The sequence below is a fragment of the Iningainema tapete BLCC-T55 genome (genome assembly GCF_014698965.1).
In the GTDB taxonomy this organism is placed as follows: Bacteria; Cyanobacteriota; Cyanobacteriia; order Cyanobacteriales; family Nostocaceae; genus Iningainema; species Iningainema tapete.
Window position 1 is genome coordinate 22,496 of sequence record NZ_JACXAE010000075.1, and the last position, 18,352, is coordinate 40,847.

Sequence of the window (18,352 nt, forward strand, 5' to 3'; positions counted from 1 at the left end):
TGTGGAGTAGCTTTTAATGAGATTACCTGGAGAAACAATCAGGAAAATTAGAGAAGCAATAAAGTCTGCTTTTCCTAACCGAGGCGAATTGATTATGTTGCTACGTATACAACTCGATATAGATGAATCAGAAGTTCCTGATGATTCCAATTACAACATTGTTGTTTTTAAGTTAGTAAAACAGCTTGCAAGCCAAGGTCGTATACTAGATTTAATTAAGGGAGCTTTAAACGAAAAACCTGGTAATCCTAATTTACAGGAATTAGTTCAAGAAATTAATACTATAGATTTTTACTTTAGTAATCAACCATTAAGAAAATTATTGCCTTACCTCTTGTCCATAATTGTGTCAATAATCCTCACCCTCTTGATATTATCTGTATTAGGAGAATTTTTTGGACTAAGGAAACCTATCGTTGTATCTCCCGAACTTAAATCTTCCACTGAAATCGTGATTGTTGAATCAACAGCAGGCTGGCAAGATTCTGGCATTGAGCTTAAAGAAAATGATACTGTACAGTTTGATGTCGGCGGACGCATTCACCTTGCTCTAAGACAAATAATAAATCTTGCAGAAATTGCAAAACCACTGATCATTCAAAATATGTCAGATCAAGAATTGAAACAAGTACCAGGATCGGATGTTCAAGAACTTAAGAAGAACTACCTTCTTCCTAAGAAGAAGACTAAGAACACTTTCTTCCGTAAATGGTTAGGTTCAGAGGGACAACAATATAATTTAGGAGGAGCAAAAAGCGACATGCTTGATCGTTGTAGAATTGTTCCTGATCGTCCGTGGGGGCAACTTCTCGCTACAGTCTTCCCGAAAGGAACTAAAATTTCTGAAAAAGATGATCCGTTGGCTGTGCTTAAGGAAGCTCAGATTCAACTATCAACACTAAAAACTGTTAATAACAGTACAATGAATAATACTATTAATTTCAACCAAGAAGGCAAGCTTGCATTCGTCATTAATGAAGCTGTTATATCGCGGCAATCACCATTTTCAGAATGCAGAATATACTATGAAAAGCTAAGATATCAATCAAAAATTCCGGAATCTGAACAATATAAATTGGATGAACACTCAATACCAATGATTTGGTTTGCAGACAATGTGGGATCTTTCCGTGTAAAGGTGACGGTTGAAAGACAGGCATCCGCTTCCTCTCATTCGGGAGTATAAACTTTCACTGCAAGTCCCAAACCTTCTCTATACAACTTCGCCGCTATTGCTTTTGAGAGCGATCAATTCTTTCTGTTATATCTTGGTTTTGAGCGCTGAAGCGCAACTACATACCTAATGCCATTTCACAAAAACTTTGATACAAATACAGATGGTGTAGACACGCGAAATTTCGTGTCTCTACAGGATTTATATGTATCGTGATTAACGTGAAATGTTATAAGATATAAAACTTAATAAGTTATCACTCAGTTTGCCGTCTTTTCCAGTAATCAGGTTTACGCTTTCCGTGAGCGATCGCGATAATCCAAATAAGCTCCTCAAGTTCTGCGTAAAAAATGACGTAGGGAAAACGTTGAATAACGTAACGACGCACCCCCTCGATTTTATATGGCGTTCCCACATTTGGATTAAGTTGAATTTTTCTCAGGGCTTCCTCTACTTCAGTAAGTAAATCAAGTCCCAAGCCTATATTTTGAGCTTCGTAATAAGCAATTGCACCATCAAGTTCCTTTCTGGCTTCAGTATGAATTACAATATACTTCACGAATACTTCTCTCGTAGTTCAGAAAATACTTGATTGGATGGTTCGCCAACAGCTGTCCTATGATGGATATCTTCTAGGCGTTTGCTTAACTCCTTATCCCAAGCAACTTCTACATCATCATCTATATCTCCATCCAAGGAATTAATTAAAAAGCTAGCAAGCTCAGCACGTTCTTGTGTAGAGAGCCGAGAGAGTTCAAGCTTAAGTTTTTCCGCAGTTTCACTCATTTTATGCTGTCTCCTTTATTTCTAAATGAGCTGCTAAAATTGATAATGCCACAATAAAGGCTAATTCCGCAAATGAGGATAGCTACCTCTAGTCTCACAAGTATATGTTCTCCCTGATTTATTACGTTACTGTGACCGAGAAAGTTCTCGCGTCTAAACGAGGTAGTAAATGATGATGAAACAAAAACTAACTAATAAAGAGAATCAACTTAGAGCTATTACTTACAGTATAGATTTATTAATACCAGGTTTTTATTTTTGGTCGCTATACTTCAATATACGCATCGGTGGAAGTGTACCTGACGACAACCCTTACAAATATCCTGGTATTATTCACAGTTCTATGGGAATCGCACTAGTTTTACCAGGATACAAAATATTTACAACATATCAAGGTAGTTATGACGCTGGATAAACACTTCTTTTCAGGGATTATCAGCATTTACTACCAAAACATTACATAAGAGCGAATTTGAAAAAAGAATGATTAACTCTGAATATTTTGAAACAGGAACTGCATCTGCTTAAGGTAGAAGAATAAATGTATGATGGGCGCATGATATTTTCCCACGGGTTGAATCAATTTATAGCTCTAATAGAAATATTGTGCTTACTAATTAAAAGGTCTAGTTTAAATTGAGGGGCTTGCCCAACTCGTATGCAGCAGATTCTAGGGTAAATCCTTCTTCAAAAAGAAGCGAGTGTAGCCTTGTGGAAAGTTTGGCAATTTGCCAAAAATAACATACCCACGTTTTTGGTAGAACTCTGGAGCTTGAAAACTAAATGTATCTAAGTATGCATATCGACAACCTCGCTTCACAGCTTCCTGTTCCGCAGTAGTTAGAAGAGTATCCCCATAACCTTCCCCACGAAAAGATTCATGCACCCACAACACATCAACATACAACCATTGCCAATAAGTTTCTCCTATTAATCCACCAACTATATGCTCATGCGAATCTCTCAAAAAGATTGCCAGATGCTTATAGTTGCCTTCTCCGACGCGATTTGAGTTGAAATTGACAATCTGTTGTGCCACAAATTCAATTTCATCAGGTTGTGGCTCAACAGCTACCTCGATTATCAGTTGCTCCATCAATTTAATTTATCATAACATCAGGACAAGTCGGAACCTGCAAGGTTGAGTACAACGCGAACCTGCAAGGACACTGTTCCATTCTAAGTTAGTGTGGCTTGAAGTACTCAAACCCTTAATAAAGATGCCGTACTGCTGCGTCAAGCACCCACGCTTGTTGATTCTAGTTTAGCTACCACAATTGATAAGGCGACAATCGGGGCTGTTACTGCTCTAAGGATACGACTACCAAGGGAAACTGGTTGGAATCCAGATGCGCGAGCACACTCTACTTCTTTTTCTGTCCATCCACCTTCAGGACCGATCGCAATTGTTATTTGTCCAGTATTATTAGTCAATAATTCTTTGTCATCCAAGCAATCGAGTAAATGGGGAAAGTCGCCACGAGCCTCACAAATATATCGCTGGTTGGTGACAGTCGATAAACTAGTAATAAAAGAAACTGGTTCTAAAATTGTTGGCACAATTGAACGTTCTGACTGCTCTGCTGCTTCTTGAGCGATGCGCCGCCAGCGTTCTAGCTTTTGGGGACTGGGATTAAGTAAAGTACGACCGCTCACTACCGGAGCAATCACAGCTACTCCCAACTCCGTACAACACCGCACCACTTCATCAAATCCATTACCTTTTGGTAGTGCTAATATCAGCGTAATAGATGCTGGTAACTCAGTTTGCACTTCCAACGGTTCTAAAACCTGCGCTTGACTTTTCTCTAACTGCGCCAACCACCATTTACCTTTCCCATCAATAGCAATAAAGCGCGAGCCATCACCTAAGCGCAACACTTGCCCCAGGTAATGTTGTTGTTGGGGTGTGAGCAGAATTTGCCCTTGTTGTAGTTGGGATGGTGCGATCGCTATTCGTTGCAATTGAGCCATGAGATTTAGTTTTACTGTAGGCTCCGCCTCATGGAAGGCATTCCCAGGTTGAACCTGGGAATGAGGGGAACTAAGAGAGGTTGTTGAGGTAATCTGTGAGTGCTTCGTTGACTAGCTGAGTCATGGGTTTACCTTGGCTCTGGGATATTTCTTTGAGTTTGTTGTAAACCTCATGTTGTAGGGTGACGCGATGGCGAGTTTTGCTAGCAGCAGTAGTAGTGTTGACTATTGCTACTTCTTGCCCATCGCTTTCTTCTGTGATTGGTGCGGTGGTGGAATCTGCCATCGTCTCGATCAAACCATCGCTATCGTCTGTGATTGGTGCTTCAACAGCAGTTTCCGATTCGTACTGGGCGGCGAATTCTCGGATTGCGTCGAAACCGATGCGATCGCAAAAATCCCCAAAACTTTCTTCTGATTGCCGTGACTGCTTGAAGTAGACGAATATTGGTTCTAGCTGAGTTTCTAGATCGTTCATGTGCAGTCGTTCCATGTAAGGTAACGCTAGCCGAGTTTGATCTGGTGAACCTCCCAACCACAGTTGATATGCTTCTGGGGCGCTGCCAACAAATCCTAGTTCCGCCATGTATGGACGAGCGCAGCCGTTGGGGCATCCTGTCATTCTTACCACAAAGTGTTCATTTTGTAAACCCACTTTGTCTAAAAGTGCGCGAATTCTTTCTAAAATTCCTGGTATTGCCCTTTCTGATTCGGTGACTGCCAAGCCGCAAGTAGGCAAAGCAGGGCAAGCCATTGAATAGCGCACTATTTTGTCGATGGTATCAGGTTCAGTGATGACACCGTGAGTGTTAAGAATCTTTTCAATGGCTTGCTTTTGCTCTGGTTCGATGTCACAGATGAGCAAATTTTGGTGGGGTGTCAAGTGGATGGGCAAGTTATACTGTTCGACAATTTGCCGCAGAGCGGTTTTGATTTGGAAGTTGCCTTCATCCTTTATGCGACCATTGTCTATGGAAATGCCTAAGAACAGTTTCCCGTCACCTTGTTCATTCCAGCCCAGGAAGTCAAGATATTTAAATTCGGGTAGTGGTTGAAAAGGTTCTACTTGTTTGCCAAAGTATTTTTCCACCATTGACCGGAATTTATCAACACCCCAGTCGTGGATGAGATATTTTAACCTGGCATGGCGACGGTCAGTGCGATCGCCATAATCTCGTTGAGTTGCGACAATCGCTTTAACTAAGTCGTAAACGTCATCTTTTGCCACATAGCAGATCGGATCTGCCAACCTTGCGAAAGTTTCTTCTTTATTGTGTGTGCGCCCTAAACCTCCACCAGCAAAGACGTTAAATCCTTCTAACTCTTGATTGTCATTAGTTATGACGACTAAAGAAAGGTCTTGGGAATACAAATCTATGGAATTATCTCCTGGAACCGTGACGCTCACTTTAAACTTACGCGGCATATAGTAAGTACCATAGATGGGTTCTTCCTTTTCGTGGAAGATTGTTCCAGTGCCATTTTGCTGTCGTGCCGCTTTTACCTCTGGGTTTTCTTCAGCACTAATAGCTTGTTCGCCATCTAGCCAAATCTCGTAGTAAGCACCAGTTTGCGGGGTGAGCAATTCGGCCACGTTGTGAGCGTATTCCCAGGCATACTGATATTCTGGCTTGTTTTTGAAGGGAGCAGGCGGTGCCATGACGTTACGGTTAAGATCGCCACATGCACCCAAAGTTGAACCCATATTTTGGATAATAGCGGCGATCGCTGCTTTGAGATTTTGCTTCAAAATCCCGTGTAACTGAAAACCTTGACGAGTCGTTACACGGAGAGTGTGGTTGCCATATTCATCTGCCAGTTGATCTAAAGTCAGGTATAGAGAAGGCGGTACAAAACCACCAGGATTTTTTGTCCGCAGCATGAACTGGTAATCTTTCTCCTGTCCCTTGACCCGATTATCACGGTTATCTTGCTGATAAGATCCGTGAAATTTCAGGATTTGTACTGCATCTTCACTAAAATGAGTTGTATCTTGAAGTATCTCTGTAGCTACAGGTTCACGCAAGAAGTTGCTGCGTTCCTTAAGACCTTCTACTTTGGAAGGTTTACGGTTTGATGCTGGGGGAGGAGCAGATTTAACCATTGGAGTGGTATAGTGTTCTCAAAGGAGTATTTATGCGCCCTTTAGGCTATTCCTTATCCGTAAATTCGGTCGGAATAATGATGAATATACTATAATTTTAACACGGCAAAATGCTGGGTTTGTCAGAGATGCAAGACTCAACAACCCAGCAATCATACCAATAGATTATCAGTAATTAGTCATAGTTCTTGTCCGCTTAGAAATTTATTTCTAAGCTAAGAGCTAAAGTCTGCTCAAGCAAACTAAAGAAGTTTTCAGTCCGTTTTAACGGACTTGAGCTGTAAGCCTTGAACTTCAGTTCAAGGCGTTTTCAGAGCTAAACCTATTCAAGCGCATTATTTGAAGCGATAGCCTACACCACCATTAACGCTTACTGCAGAAGCAGGGCTATTTTGGTAAGCATTAACGCCTACAGTAGCATTACTGTAGACAAGGAAGTTTTTACCGACTTCAGTTTCTACGCCAGCAGTGACAGCAAATGCATCTTGGTTACCCAAGGGAGTTGGTTTGCCATTGTTCTCTACAAAAGAGTAACCAGCACCAAGATAGAGGTTAGTATTCTTAGCAATGGGCGCGTCAACTGAAAGTTGTGGGATGATAGCAGTTGTTTCATCGCTCCATAGGACATGAGTACGTGCAGAGAAAGGTGTAGGTCCTAATTTTACACGACCTGTGAGGTTACCACCAAATGTTGCCGCATCACCAGTTTTACCACCATTGGTAACACCAGCAGCGAAACCACCACCGACATAGCTAGCATCAGTTCCTTTTTTCTTAATTGGTTGAGCAGAAGCTTGACCGCCTGAGAGAATTAAAGGAGTAATTACTAAAGAGGACAATACAGAAATTGTCACAAAAGACTTAAGAAAGCGTTGCATAAATTTAACCAAATCTTGTAGGAATTGCTTTTACGTACCATGTCGAAAAACAAACCAAAATGTTCCAGTTATTTTTCTCATCTGAGTGATTTTTAATGCAAAACACTTAAGGGCAAAATTATCTATCATTTTAATAAACAAGGCATTTTAAATACAGCTAATTTAATTTTTATCCGGATTTCATAGGTGTAAAATATGCCGCTTTTTATTCTGGCACAAGTGGAGTTTAAATAATGCCGATCGCGACAAAAACCGTATCTGGTTTAATGGGATTGTGTGTGGGTGATGCTTTGGGTGTACCTGTAGAGTTCACAAGCCGTGCTGAACTAGTAAAATCCCCCGTAACATCAATGCGAGGTTATGGTAATTGGTTTGGCAGGAATTTACTACGGTGTGGAAAATATTCCTTCAGAATGGATTGAGCAAATTGCGCGGAAACAGGACATTATTGATTTAGCAATGCGATTGGCAGCGGCTATTGAGAAAACCTAATGCTAAGTTATCAATATAACGAAGTTACCAGACCTATCATGAAAGCATACGAATTTCCTGCCAAGGTTATGCCCGATGGAAAGCTTGAGCTACCAGATGTGCGACTAGAAGATTTAGCGAATAATTCTGTGGTGAGGTTAATTGTTCTGATTGAAGAACCAGCCGACTTTGTAGAAATCGATGAAGATGAAGAGGAGGAAGATAGATAATCTGCTAGAGAAAGTTTCCGCAGATCATGGCATGAGGCTAGGATTGGGCAACGAATTCCACTTTCCCAACTTTGGGAGGGTATAGAGAGCAATGGCTGATTTAACATTCGCTTCACTTAACTTGCTTAGAAAACTAGCGAGGCCTAAATGCGCTGATTTACTTGGTATTAGCAGCATTTATAGGGATGGTAATTATAAACTTCGCTCCTTATGGAGATGCCGAATTAACATCAATAGTTCCACCATGCTTTTTAAGAATGATTTGAGGGGCGATCGCATGTCCCATTGTCCACACTGATTTCCAGTCTCACGCCCTGCGGTTATTGACGACGCCTTGAACTAACAATCACGCCTTTAAAGTCACTCTACCCAATAGTTTACTTTAACCGCTTAGTAATCAAAGTGCGTGAGAATCAGTGGGTTATCAACAAGTCAATTTAGTTTGTATTAGGAGGAACCCAGTCTGGACATTATGTGCCAAATTCTGGTTGTCAGTGCAGAATTCAATTTAGAACTCTTTACTAAAAAATGTGATCAGACATATCCGACTATTAGTAAATTTTGGAGGGAAGACAGAGTGATTGCACACTGTTAGCACTTATCAGTTCGACACAACTTAAGTCGTTTAATGCTAGTTGATAATTTACAAATAGTACTAACGAGGATCACCGATTAACACGAGGGGAGCCCAAAACCAAGGATGACTCTTAATCTGTTTGAGTTTTGCCTTTTGTAAGGCTTCAACCTTACTCATCCCTGACTGTGTCAAATTACTGTAAAAATCTACTATAATTTGCTGAGAAGTTTTGTCATCAACGCTCCAAAGATTACCAATCACTGCTTTTGCTCCTGCCCTTTCAAATAAGTAAGCCACTCCTGTAATTTGTAATGGACTATTAGTAATCTGTGTATGGTCAGTAATTATTGGTTTGCCTGAGTAATAAGTCCGTAAAGCAGTTTGACAAGCACTGAGAACAATTAAGTCAACGTTTTCTAACCCTAATAAAGCAGCATCAGAAATCTTAAGTTTCTTGTCAGAAAAAACAAGGGTATTCTCTTTAAGTCCTAGTTCATCACAGCCACCATATTGAAAACAGCCGTGTGTTGCTAGATGTATTATAGGGAAATGAGGAGTGTTGTTCTTAAAAGCGTCGAGAGTTGCCTGCTCACGGATAAGAACTTTACTTTCAGGCAGTATTTCTTTGATTCTTTGGACTTCTTTTTCTGCTCCTGAAAGAGTTAATTTTCCCTTGGTAATAGGGTTGCCAATAGCAAAAACTCGTCTTGAAGCAGTTACATTGCCTGTTTGAGCAGTTTGAAGCGAGCGGACAGAAAGGCGAGTTAAGTAACTAATAGGATATTTTTGAATCAGGTATTGCTCAGTTTTGCTATCGTAGAGAGCTTCAAAAGGAATGTAACGGAGTTTTCCTGTAGCAATAATACTTAGTTGTTTAGGTTGATTTGCTTGAATTTCTGTTTCAATAGGACGAATTAGCTGATCGTATAGCTTCTCTAAATTATCAAGGTATTCACTCTGGAGGCGATTGGTTAAGGAGGTATAACACTCTATCAATAGTTGATTTAACTGTTCTGGATCAACAGGCACTAACTTAACAGTTACCCGCCCATTGGCAATGACAAAAAGTGCAATTGTATTAGGGGCATCCTTAACTCCGGTAAGTAGAACGGGATGAATGACAGTTGTACCTACTGGAATGCGATCTTTGAGATCAGCAATATCCTTAGGAGTGGTTTCATACAGTTCTGCAACTTCTGGAAAGCGACGTGAGATGTCCTCAGCTTTCTTGTAAACTTTAGTTTGTAGCTTATTCACTTGTTGAGAGAGTTCCTCAGAAAATTTCCCTTGTAATTGCTGCTCTTGTAATTTCTGACGCTGCATTTGCAGTTTTTCGTTTAGCTGGTTCCACTGTTCTAAAGCTTTTTGAGCTTCTTTATTTCTCACTTTGGCTTTAAAGAGGCGGGTGTAGTCAGCTAGCTCAGTTGTGGTGAATAAGTTAATCCAATCAAAGGCTTCATCAAATTGTTGTTGCTTAATGAGGAGATTGACTAGATGAATTAAGATCCAATTAGTAGACTGGATAAAGTTTTGACGAACCTGCCGCTTTAAACCTTGGCGTATTTGCAAGATTAACTCGGCAGACTGCTTTAAATCAGAAATGGCACTAGTGGGTTGATTGCCTTTATCGAGCAAGATACCATTTTTACCCAAATTAATAGCTTCGTCTAGGGCATCAGTATACTGAGAATTTATCTCAAATGCTTTTTGAAATACGACGTTGGCATCTTCGTACTTACCCAGTAGTAAAAGTGTGTTACCCAACTTGTAGTACAACTCTACCTCAAATGAGCAACTTTCAATAGCCTCGCGGAATTTTGCTTCAGCATCTAAAAAATTCCTTACATTAATCAAGCCATCTCCCTCTTTAATAAGTCTACGGCATTCCTCTCGCCTCTCCCGCTCCTCTCTCTCCTTGTTCTCCCGCTCCTCTCTCTCCTTGTTCTCCCGCTCCTCTCTCTCCTTGTTCTCCCGCTCCTCTGTCGGCTGTGGCGCTGGCATCTGTGTTGGCGGCGGGGGCAGTATCAGCTGCAGTGCTGGCGTTTGTGTTGGCGGCGGTGTCGGTGGTGTCGGTTGCGGCTCTGGCGTTTGTGTTGGCGGCGGTGTCAGTGGTGTCGGTTGCGGCTCTGGCGTTTGTGTTGGCGGCGGTGTCGGTGGTGTCGGTTGCGGCTCTGGCGTCTGTGTTGGCGATGGTGTCGGTTGCGGCTCTGGCGTTTGTGTTGGCGTCTGTGTTGGCGATGGTGTCGGTTGCGGCTCTGGCGTTTGTGTTGGCGGCGGTGTCGGTTGCGGCTCTGGTGTTTGTGTTGGCGGCACGCCTGTCTCTTTCTGTGGCGTCTGTGTCTGCGGAGTTTCCCGTGCCTCAGTCTCCTTTTGATCCGGCGTCTGTGTTGGCGGCACGCCTGTCTCTTTCTGTGGCGTCTTTGTCTGCGGAGTTTCCCGTGCCTCAGTCTCCTTTTGATCCGGCGTTTGTGTTGGCTGTGCCTCCAGCGTCTGTGTTTCCTTTTTCTCTCCCGCCTCTTGATCTTTTGGGTTAATCTCCCTCTCACTTAATTTTAGAGGAGCTTTTTTGATCTCTCTATTTAGTCCCTCTTCATCTCCTCTTACTAAGTGTTCGCTTTCATATAATCTTAGGCTATCTTTTATAGCAATTGATAAACCCCTAGATATTTCTTGGCTTGTTTCTGCTCTTAACCAAGAAAAATTACCTAACCATAGTAAGATCAATGTCACTAAATAGAGATACTTACGTGTACACAGCATATATTTTGTAACTATATTTATAGTAGATTTTAATACTAGTAATACTTGTTAGCTATCTGTAAATTAGACTTATGCAAAAATCAACTAACAAACCTTTTCGCCAATAAGTCTATTAGCTCTCCTGAGTTTTTGGGTAGAAATGTATCTATATACAAAACAATCTTCCCTACATAGAAGCTGAAAGCATTGGTAATACTTAATTATAAGTTAGCATTATCATCTTAAATGCAGGAGAGCCAGTCTATTCAAGGTACACGATCTATCGGCGTTACCGTGATAGCTATCTTGCCTTTTGATTTAAACTCAATTTCATTTGCCACATACAAACTGTTTTGTGCTATTGAGTTAATTTCACGCAGTCGTTTTGAATTCATTATTAGCGTTGACAAGTCAACACTTGCTTCTCCGCGACTGGGGTTAATTAGTCGAAACGCATTTAGTGGAATATTATCCCAAATACTTCGGCTTGCTTTTGATTGTTCCTCTCCACGGATAACCCGCTCCCCAGTGCTAGTATAAATGAGCGCATCTCGCTTAAAGATTACTTTGGAAAGTTGGTTGATCGGAAGTTTGCGAGACTCACCGCTGTTGGAAATTTGAATTGTTTGCCCCTTTGAATCAAACTCCGTCACCCGACCCGTTGCAGAACGCCCGTCCGTGAAAATCACATCTGCAGCCTTAGGTAGTGCCAAGACTATAGGAGTTACATTAATCGATGTTCTTTGTGCTTGCGCTATTTGAACATGACTTATTTCGGCTTGGACACATTTTACAGTTCCAACGAAGGTAACTATCAAGGCAAGAATCAGTGTCTTGAAAGCTACTGTCATAGATTTATGATTTGGGACTAACAAAATAAAATGTTTTGTAGCGGAAAAAGTTTTGTTAGTTTTCATAGCTATATACCTGTAAGTATGAATATTAGGAGATCATCGGAAGGCTGTAAACTTGACACTTAGGCACGATTGTCTTCCTGTTCTTATCTTCAGATTCTGTCAGTCATTTTCCGTACTTGTTTCAAAAACTTTTCGGTAACTTTAAAAACCTGGTAGTAGTGGGACTTTAAACATTTCTCAGCCCAAATGTCAAGCATTCGATTGAATTACCACCCAACGTAAACCTTTTAGTTTTGGGACATACACTTAGATGTGTCCTACCCAAACCTGTGGGCTTTTCTAAATTCAGTTCTACTGGGATGAAGATTGGTGGTAAATGCAGTGCTGCTGTGTGGTTTCTTGACAAATTTCGGGTCTTCTTTTCCTTTAGACAGCAAACTAGCATGTTGGTATAACGCCCACGCGCATGGAGTTTCTGTACCCCAGTAACCTCAGCGGTAGCGCTGGGTGGTTAAATGTGCCTACGGTTACTTCAATTAACGCCGACGTTTAAGAAAGGATTGTAAAGTGCTGCCACAGAATTGCGATGATTTACCTGATACTCTGGTCCTTGCGTGACTATCATAACTTTTCAGACATCCTCTTACATAGGAGCATAATTTCAACTACATCTACAATAATTATTTAATTACTGTTTTTTAGAATTGCTTCTTCAAGCCAGTGAGATACTAGACACACCGTAGTTTTTATGTAATTTTTTCAACTAGTCATGTCTTCAGAATCGCACAACCCCTCCAGTACCAATCTTCTGGGAAGCTTCGTTGGTTTCCTCAGCGTTTTAGGTATTTTTCTTTACTTTATTGGCTGGATATACCGCTGGGCTTATTTTGGCTTTTTTGAAGTAGAAATCATTACACTTGACTTACCGATTCAGTCATTCCTATTGTTGTCAATTCAAGTTATTTTGGGTAATCATTGGGCATTTATACGTTGTATATTCGTTATATTTATTACAACATTTCTAATTAAATTGACGCTCTGGTTAATTCGTTCACCCAACACAGACACTTCCTCTTCTACTAAACGGTTTCTTAAAAAGGAATGGATAAAAAATCTCCATAATTTCTGGCTATTTCAGCCACTACGTTATTTTGCCCAACTTCTACCCCTGCCCTTTCGTCACGAAGCCGTTATTGTCATTTGGATTTTAGTTGCGCTATTTTGGTTAGCTTGCTGGCAGGGTACGACTGATGCTTTCCGGGATGCTGTTAATGAAACTTCGACAAGACCGATCATTACTTTAGTTAGCCCTAGTGACAAACTAACTTTAGGGCGTAATCTGGATGATCTACTGACCAATCCTTCCCTTAAGGGTTCTCGCATTATTGGTGATGTGGAACAGTTTAAGCAAATTCTTGGTAGAGAAACTAACGATACAACAGATCCAAAGCAACCCATTATTTGGCGACTATTGATTGAGAACCGCAACTGGGTTTATCTATTCCCGGCAATGCCATCAGGAGCAAAAGCTAATCAGCGTCCTCCCGTCTTAGTCATTAACGCAAGTGATGGTGGAGTAAGATTGCTGATTTTGAGCCGTCCTAAATTAGGGTAGTACTTTAAGTCTCTTTTTCTTCCATTCTTGCTCTTTTTGTATTTCCCCCTTCTATGTATAAATTGAGTGGACGGGCAAAATATTTACTCAAGCAGCAAGTTTAGCTTCCACACAGGCATAAGCAATCGCCTCCGCCTCTACGCTCAGAAGATGTCACTAGTACCACACTATACTATATTTAGCGGCGTTATCCATAACCAAAAAACTAAATGGCTAATAGTTAATAGTTAGTTTTTTTACAAACCATTAACCATTAACCATTAACTAAACCGTCGTTGCCGACAAAGAGTAAACTTGTCCGTCAATCAACAGTCGGGTGATGCCCTTGGCTTGGAGATGATAACGAGCCTTGTGTAGCATTTTGCTATCGGGAACTTTAATTACGCGATCGCGCTTAGTTGAGAAGCGCTTTGCTACTCGGTGGTTATCAAATATTGGCAGAGTTTTTTGCTGTGTTTCCAAGTTAGGAATTTGTCCTAAATCGCCAAAGTCTCTGAGTGGGCGAGTGATTAATTCACTTGATCGATCTATCACAAGATAGCAAGTTTTGGGTAGATTTGCTGCTGATAATGGTAAGACACGAACTAAAGCATCACCTCTAGATCTTGTGACTAAACGTGGGGCTTGATAGTCTTCATCATCTTCATAATCATCATCATCCTCTTCATCATCTAAATCCTCCAACTCTTCTGACTCATCTAGTAAATCTTCGCCGAACATTTGGGCGATGGCGTTGACTTCTGGATGAGAATCCTCGATCAACGGACTCTTGATATTGGTAATGACATGAGGCTTTTGTTCTAAAAGTTCTAATTGTTCTGCTACCACTGGTTTAGGCAGCGGCTTCTCGACGGATGCTACCACTGGTTTAGGCAGTGGCTTCTCGGCTGAGGATCGCCGTTTTACCCTTCTAATCACAGGGGTTGACTCATCATCATCATCATCATCATCATCTAACGGGCTGCTAATTGGAGGTTGCTCTTGTGGAGCTGGTTCCTCTTGCTTGCGTACAGATGGTTTTGCCACCGCTGGGACTTCTGGTTTTACTTCTGGCTGGTTGAAATCAGGCAAGTTGTCATAACTTACCTGTGCTCTTCCTTCCGGAGTTCTAGCAGCACGCTTGAGAGAGACGAGGTATTCATACTCGTCTTCTGCTAAAGTACTTTTAAGTAAACGGCTAATCGTCGAATTACTTACGTCATAACGCTCTGCTAGTGTTGAGGTTGTTTCGGCGCTTTCTCGATACAACTTGAGTATTTCTTGTTTGTCTGATTCTGTTAGTTTTCTCACGGTAGACACCAACAATTTTTCTAAACTTTTTTTCTTCCTCGTTCCCGTCGGGTGCGGGTTAATGATGCGTCATATTCTAAGACAGCACCCATACCAAATAACAAAGCGCTAAATATCCAGAATACCTCTAGTATTTCTCCACTTTGATAATTGGGAATTTTCTCTGTGTATTTAAACCACATATCTGCAATGTATAGCGAAAAAGTTGCTGCCGCAATCATTCGCCAAGATAGAGACACTCTGCCACCCCAAAAGGCTAGTAATAAGGTAGTAGCGATCATTAATAGCAGTACGTCGCTGGTGACATAAAACCAATTCAAAATTGTAGCGATATTTTCTGCCCATGCTGGCACATCCTCCTTGGCTACTTCTGGCAAATTAGAAATTAGCCATGTCAAAGCACTTGCCAAGGTGCCAATTGCCACTACAATTGCCCACTGCCATTTTTCTAGATTAAGTCTCCGCGAAGTTACTGCTAAAATCATGCCCACACCTAAACATAAATAACTCGTTATAAAAAATACGTCGCCTAGCGAAATAATCGGTTGTTCTTTTAAGATTATTTCTGTGTAGCCAAAAAATATCCCTCCTAAAAAATAACAAAGCATTCCCATGCCAATAGCTAACCAAACGTTTGGACCACTGACAATTTGTGGACTGCGCCAATTTCTCAAGCATAAGATACCAGCGCCCAAGTAAGCCACTGCTTCAAAAATATTTGTACCAATCACGTACCAATCTGCACGCCTTTCTATGCCGTCTGGCTCTGGGATTTTGGCACTAAACAGCAAAAAGTACAATAGTGCCAGCACACCCCAGCCGAGCAGAGCCAAGACGATGTGTTCAGTGGTGAACGTGATTTTCGGACGGTATGACTTGTTGTAAGTGCTACTCATAGGAATTTACTGTACAAATGCACTTTAGCAGTTTTTTTGGCTTTTTGAATGTGTGGGGAACCGTCCTTAAGGAACTGGTTGTTCAATTCAACTTGGGCGTGTGAAACTGCTGTATGCTAATGCCACAGTTTACTCAATGAAGACTGATTTAGCCAAGTCATGAACAGCGATCGCTCTGGCTCCGGCATATCTTGTAACCTATCTATAGCTTGCTGGACAAAGTTCGTGTTGCCAAAATATGATTTTCCCAACCGATGTAATTCTTGCAACATGGCTGTGACATGCTGTTCTTGCCAGTTGAGCATTGGCGCTAATTGTAGTGAGTCCATTGTCAGCAAGTGTTTGACTGCGTTTGGTGAGTTAGTCTGCGGAAATTGATAGCGCTGCAATACTTCCATAATACTTTTCTCAAACAATCCCGCTTGTCGAGTACCTAAAAAGTCTTCAATATCCATATACACTGCTTGTAGCAGCATAATACAGGCAAGTGTGAAAATACCCATCTTGCTTTGATTTCCCGTATCACTCTCTAGCTGCTCTAAACGAATTTTACCCCAAACGCTGTACCGCTCTGGTTCCTCTAATAAAACGCAAGCTTTACCTCGGTTATCTGTTAAATCTCTCCACAAAGCTTTGGCTTCTTCCTCTTGGCTGGCTTTAAAGACGCTAATTAACCGGAAAGTTTGCCCCTGATAACTAAGGATTGGCACAACAGAATCCCGCTTTGGGTGCTGAATATTCGATATTTCCACATCCTGCCGTTTGAGAATAAACATGGCACTGGCACTACAAAAGGGGCGTTACTATTTGGAGATATCATAACTGCTTTGACGCGGCGATACCCAAAACCCATCAACATGGTTTTATTGTACATCCACATACCTAGCGACTAGGATCTTAGCCAAGAAAAGCGCAAAGAAGCAATTTTTTCTTGCCAAGCTGAATGTAGTAAAGATATAATTGTGATACAATAATTTTATAACTCAGGTTAAAACTTGGGCGCGTAGCTCAGCTGGATAGAGCAACAGATTTCTAATCTGTTGGTCGCAGGTTCGAGTCCTGCCGCGCTCGTTTTGTTGTTTATTTTCCTATTATTTGGGTTCAGTTTCCTCCGGCAAGACCAAAATAACTCTCATTTCGGCATGGATTTCTCTATGGCAGTTGGCACAAACTAGAATACACTTGTCTAGTTCTGGTATAGCTTTTTCAAAACTATATCCTTTCCCTGCCGACAATTGCAGGTCTTTTTCTTTTGGGTTTACGTGGTGAAACTCTAAAGCATCTATACAGCGATCGTAACCACATCTAGAACACTTGCCTCCTTTGTAAGCAACACATTTTTCTTTAAACCGCCGCATTCGTTCTATTGTTTGTCTGTTTGTACAATCTTTACAATATGGGCTAAAGTTTTTACCATCTCTTCTTAGATAAAAAGCGTCTGCTGCTAAGTACTGTTTACATCTGGGGCAAACTTTGCTTGACTTATCTCTAGTAACTGTCAAATCAACAGTGTTGTGCCTGCCATAGGGTGAACAGTTAAGGCAAAATTTACGGTTTTGAACGTTTTTCAACTTTCCATCGATAAGTAATCTATTAGGAAACTCAGCAGCACACTTTCTGCATTTTGGCATTTTTTGTAGCTTAAATGGATAAATAAGTTATATTATCCAATGATACGATTCCATGAATTTTACGGAGACAGCTAAGTTGCTGATGGAGATCATATAAGCACATTCCACAAGTTTGAGCGCAACTGTTGCCATAATGCAGCATGTTCGCTTATGACAGTATGAGAAATTACTGAAACAACAACTGCTGTACTTCACGTAAAATTTAAGGACATAAAAAAATGCCAATGACTTTAATTCAGGGCAACTTTAGCATACTCAAAGCTGCTCCTGATGGCGATTCCATCCGGTTTTATCCCAATAATCCGCAAATGTGGCGCAAATTGCCCAAGAAACCCCGTACTAATCATAAAGGAGGCGCACAGCTACGCCTAGATAGCATCGATACATTAGAAACGCATTACCAGCCCAGAACAGGTAGTATCAAAGGTATGCAGCATCAGCCACTGAAATATGCTCATGCTGGTGCTGACGAGCTACTCAAATTCTTAGGATTTAAAAACTTTACCCGTGGTGCTGATGAAGTGATTACTAAATCGGAACCAGAACAAGTGCCTGGGTTCATTTTATCCAGATTTGCCGACACCTATGGTAGACCAGTAGCTTTTGCTTTCAAAGGTAAACCACCACAAGAAGATGGCAGCAGTGTTCAATTCGATAAATCTTTACTAGAACAAAGTGCCAACTACCATATATTAGCTCAAGGGCTAGCTTACCCGACTTTCTACTCCAAGTTATATCCTGATATTCGGCAAGAGTTGGCTACTGTCGCTAAGAAAGCTCGTAAAGACAACAAAGGTTTGTGGGCAGAAGACAAGACTAATCAGGGTTTTGTTGTGGAAGACGTCAAAACTATCACAGAAGATGTGGTTATTCTACCAAAACTGTTTCGTAGACTGCTTGATTATCTTGCTATTAATGATGGCAGTGAATCTCTCGATGGATTTCCTGAATTTTTGAAGGCAAAAGATGACAAATTAATCATCATTCCACAAACTCACATTACTGGATTTGACTATGTAGTTAAAGTCGATGGTCAAAAAATCCAGCTAACTTCTTTCCCTGAAGATTTGGTGTTTATGGAGAAATAACTGGTTAGAATTCGGAATTCAGAAGTCAGAAGGAAAAAATTT

19 protein-coding genes, 1 tRNA gene and 1 pseudogene are annotated in these 18,352 nt (G+C 41.1%); 8 read left to right on the forward strand and 13 right to left on the reverse strand.

The annotated features are described in order from the left end of the window. The first annotated feature begins 16 nt into the window (after positions 1-16). The gene (locus tag ICL16_RS24260; RefSeq protein WP_190833026.1) at positions 17-1,186 is read left to right on the forward strand and encodes an effector-associated domain EAD1-containing protein; all 1,170 of its coding nucleotides are present in this window, start codon (positions 17-19) and stop codon (positions 1,184-1,186) included. A 244-nt stretch (positions 1,187-1,430) separates the two neighbouring features. Here ICL16_RS24260 and ICL16_RS24265 read toward each other — a convergent pair whose 3' ends face one another. Together ICL16_RS24265 and ICL16_RS24270 are read right to left on the reverse strand one after the other, a co-directional pair. Then, positions 1,431-1,733, reverse strand: a complete 303-nt coding sequence (locus tag ICL16_RS24265) for a type II toxin-antitoxin system RelE/ParE family toxin (RefSeq protein WP_190833028.1) — start codon at positions 1,731-1,733, stop codon at positions 1,431-1,433. Continuing rightward, positions 1,730-1,960: an addiction module protein gene (locus ICL16_RS24270; protein WP_190833030.1), complete on the reverse strand. Its 231-nt coding sequence runs from the start codon at positions 1,958-1,960 to the stop codon at positions 1,730-1,732. Before ICL16_RS24270 ends, ICL16_RS24265 begins: the two co-directional genes overlap by 4 nt. A gap of 169 nt (positions 1,961-2,129) precedes the next feature. Between ICL16_RS24270 and ICL16_RS24275 the strand changes: the two genes are divergently transcribed. Continuing rightward, complete coding sequence (locus ICL16_RS24275) at positions 2,130-2,375, forward strand: hypothetical protein (protein WP_190833032.1); 246 nt, start codon at positions 2,130-2,132, stop codon at positions 2,373-2,375. A gap of 255 nt (positions 2,376-2,630) precedes the next feature. Here ICL16_RS24275 and ICL16_RS24280 read toward each other — a convergent pair whose 3' ends face one another. The 4 genes from ICL16_RS24280 to ICL16_RS24295 all read right to left on the reverse strand — a co-directional run bounded on the left by ICL16_RS24280 (position 2,631) and on the right by ICL16_RS24295 (position 6,916). Continuing rightward, positions 2,631-3,056, reverse strand: a complete 426-nt coding sequence (locus ICL16_RS24280; protein ID WP_190833035.1) for a GNAT family N-acetyltransferase — start codon at positions 3,054-3,056, stop codon at positions 2,631-2,633. A gap of 140 nt (positions 3,057-3,196) precedes the next feature. Further along, the gene (locus tag ICL16_RS24285) at positions 3,197-3,934 is read right to left on the reverse strand and encodes a 16S rRNA (uracil(1498)-N(3))-methyltransferase (protein ID WP_190833038.1); all 738 of its coding nucleotides are present in this window, start codon (positions 3,932-3,934) and stop codon (positions 3,197-3,199) included. 70 nt (positions 3,935-4,004) lie between these two features. Continuing rightward, entirely contained in the window at positions 4,005-6,038 is a 2,034-nt protein-coding gene (gene sir / locus ICL16_RS24290) for a sulfite reductase, ferredoxin dependent (protein WP_190833046.1), read from the reverse strand. 335 nt (positions 6,039-6,373) lie between these two features. Then, complete coding sequence (locus ICL16_RS24295) at positions 6,374-6,916, reverse strand: hypothetical protein (RefSeq protein WP_190833049.1); 543 nt, start codon at positions 6,914-6,916, stop codon at positions 6,374-6,376. Between the two features lie 233 nt (positions 6,917-7,149). On the opposite strand from ICL16_RS24295, the pseudogene ICL16_RS45925 reads away from it, so the two are divergent. The 3 genes and pseudogenes from ICL16_RS45925 to ICL16_RS45930 form a co-directional block, all read left to right on the forward strand. After that, positions 7,150-7,287, forward strand: a pseudogene (locus ICL16_RS45925) (ADP-ribosylglycohydrolase family protein); the annotation flags it as partial. Then, on the forward strand, positions 7,277-7,408 hold the full coding sequence (locus ICL16_RS46900; protein ID WP_273039409.1) for a hypothetical protein: 132 nt from the start codon (positions 7,277-7,279) through the stop codon (positions 7,406-7,408). The pseudogene ICL16_RS45925 and the gene ICL16_RS46900, both read left to right, overlap by 11 nt. A 38-nt stretch (positions 7,409-7,446) precedes the next feature. Next, positions 7,447-7,617 (forward strand): hypothetical protein, encoded by a 171-nt coding sequence (locus tag ICL16_RS45930; RefSeq protein ID WP_238360933.1) that lies wholly within the window; start codon positions 7,447-7,449, stop codon positions 7,615-7,617. A gap of 655 nt (positions 7,618-8,272) precedes the next feature. Here ICL16_RS45930 and ICL16_RS24310 read toward each other — a convergent pair. From ICL16_RS24310 to ICL16_RS24320, 3 genes are all read right to left on the reverse strand, one after another. Next, a complete protein-coding gene (locus ICL16_RS24310; protein ID WP_337907113.1) occupies positions 8,273-10,924 on the reverse strand; it encodes a CHAT domain-containing protein in 2,652 nt (883 codons plus the stop codon). Between the two features lie 275 nt (positions 10,925-11,199). Beyond that, complete coding sequence (locus tag ICL16_RS24315) at positions 11,200-11,850, reverse strand: hypothetical protein (RefSeq protein WP_190833054.1); 651 nt, start codon at positions 11,848-11,850, stop codon at positions 11,200-11,202. A gap of 166 nt (positions 11,851-12,016) precedes the next feature. Continuing rightward, on the reverse strand, positions 12,017-12,196 hold the full coding sequence (locus ICL16_RS24320; RefSeq protein WP_190833056.1) for a hypothetical protein: 180 nt from the start codon (positions 12,194-12,196) through the stop codon (positions 12,017-12,019). 363 nt (positions 12,197-12,559) lie between these two features. Between ICL16_RS24320 and ICL16_RS24325 the strand changes: the two genes are divergently transcribed. Then, a complete protein-coding gene (locus ICL16_RS24325; RefSeq protein WP_190833058.1) occupies positions 12,560-13,405 on the forward strand; it encodes a hypothetical protein in 846 nt (281 codons plus the stop codon). Positions 13,406-13,669: 264 nt separating this feature from the next. Here the strand turns inward: ICL16_RS24325 and ICL16_RS24330 are convergent, their stop codons facing one another. The 3 genes from ICL16_RS24330 to ICL16_RS24340 all read right to left on the reverse strand — a co-directional run bounded on the left by ICL16_RS24330 (position 13,670) and on the right by ICL16_RS24340 (position 16,367). After that, positions 13,670-14,695, reverse strand: a complete 1,026-nt coding sequence (locus ICL16_RS24330) for a transposase (RefSeq protein WP_190833060.1) — start codon at positions 14,693-14,695, stop codon at positions 13,670-13,672. Positions 14,696-14,715: 20 nt separating this feature from the next. After that, on the reverse strand, positions 14,716-15,591 hold the full coding sequence (locus ICL16_RS24335) for a hypothetical protein (protein ID WP_190833062.1): 876 nt from the start codon (positions 15,589-15,591) through the stop codon (positions 14,716-14,718). A 116-nt stretch (positions 15,592-15,707) separates the two neighbouring features. Next, positions 15,708-16,367 (reverse strand): Npun_F0813 family protein, encoded by a 660-nt coding sequence (locus ICL16_RS24340; RefSeq protein WP_190833064.1) that lies wholly within the window; start codon positions 16,365-16,367, stop codon positions 15,708-15,710. Between the two features lie 221 nt (positions 16,368-16,588). Here ICL16_RS24340 and ICL16_RS24345 point away from each other — a divergent pair. Further along, positions 16,589-16,662: transfer RNA gene (locus ICL16_RS24345), tRNA-Arg, on the forward strand. Positions 16,663-16,682: 20 nt separating this feature from the next. Here ICL16_RS24345 and ICL16_RS24350 read toward each other — a convergent pair. Further along, positions 16,683-17,222 (reverse strand): HNH endonuclease, encoded by a 540-nt coding sequence (locus ICL16_RS24350; protein WP_190833066.1) that lies wholly within the window; start codon positions 17,220-17,222, stop codon positions 16,683-16,685. 218 nt (positions 17,223-17,440) lie between these two features. Between ICL16_RS24350 and ICL16_RS24355 the strand changes: the two genes are divergently transcribed. Continuing rightward, the gene (locus tag ICL16_RS24355) at positions 17,441-18,310 is read left to right on the forward strand and encodes a thermonuclease family protein (protein ID WP_190833068.1); all 870 of its coding nucleotides are present in this window, start codon (positions 17,441-17,443) and stop codon (positions 18,308-18,310) included. Positions 18,311-18,352: the final 42 nt, after the last annotated feature.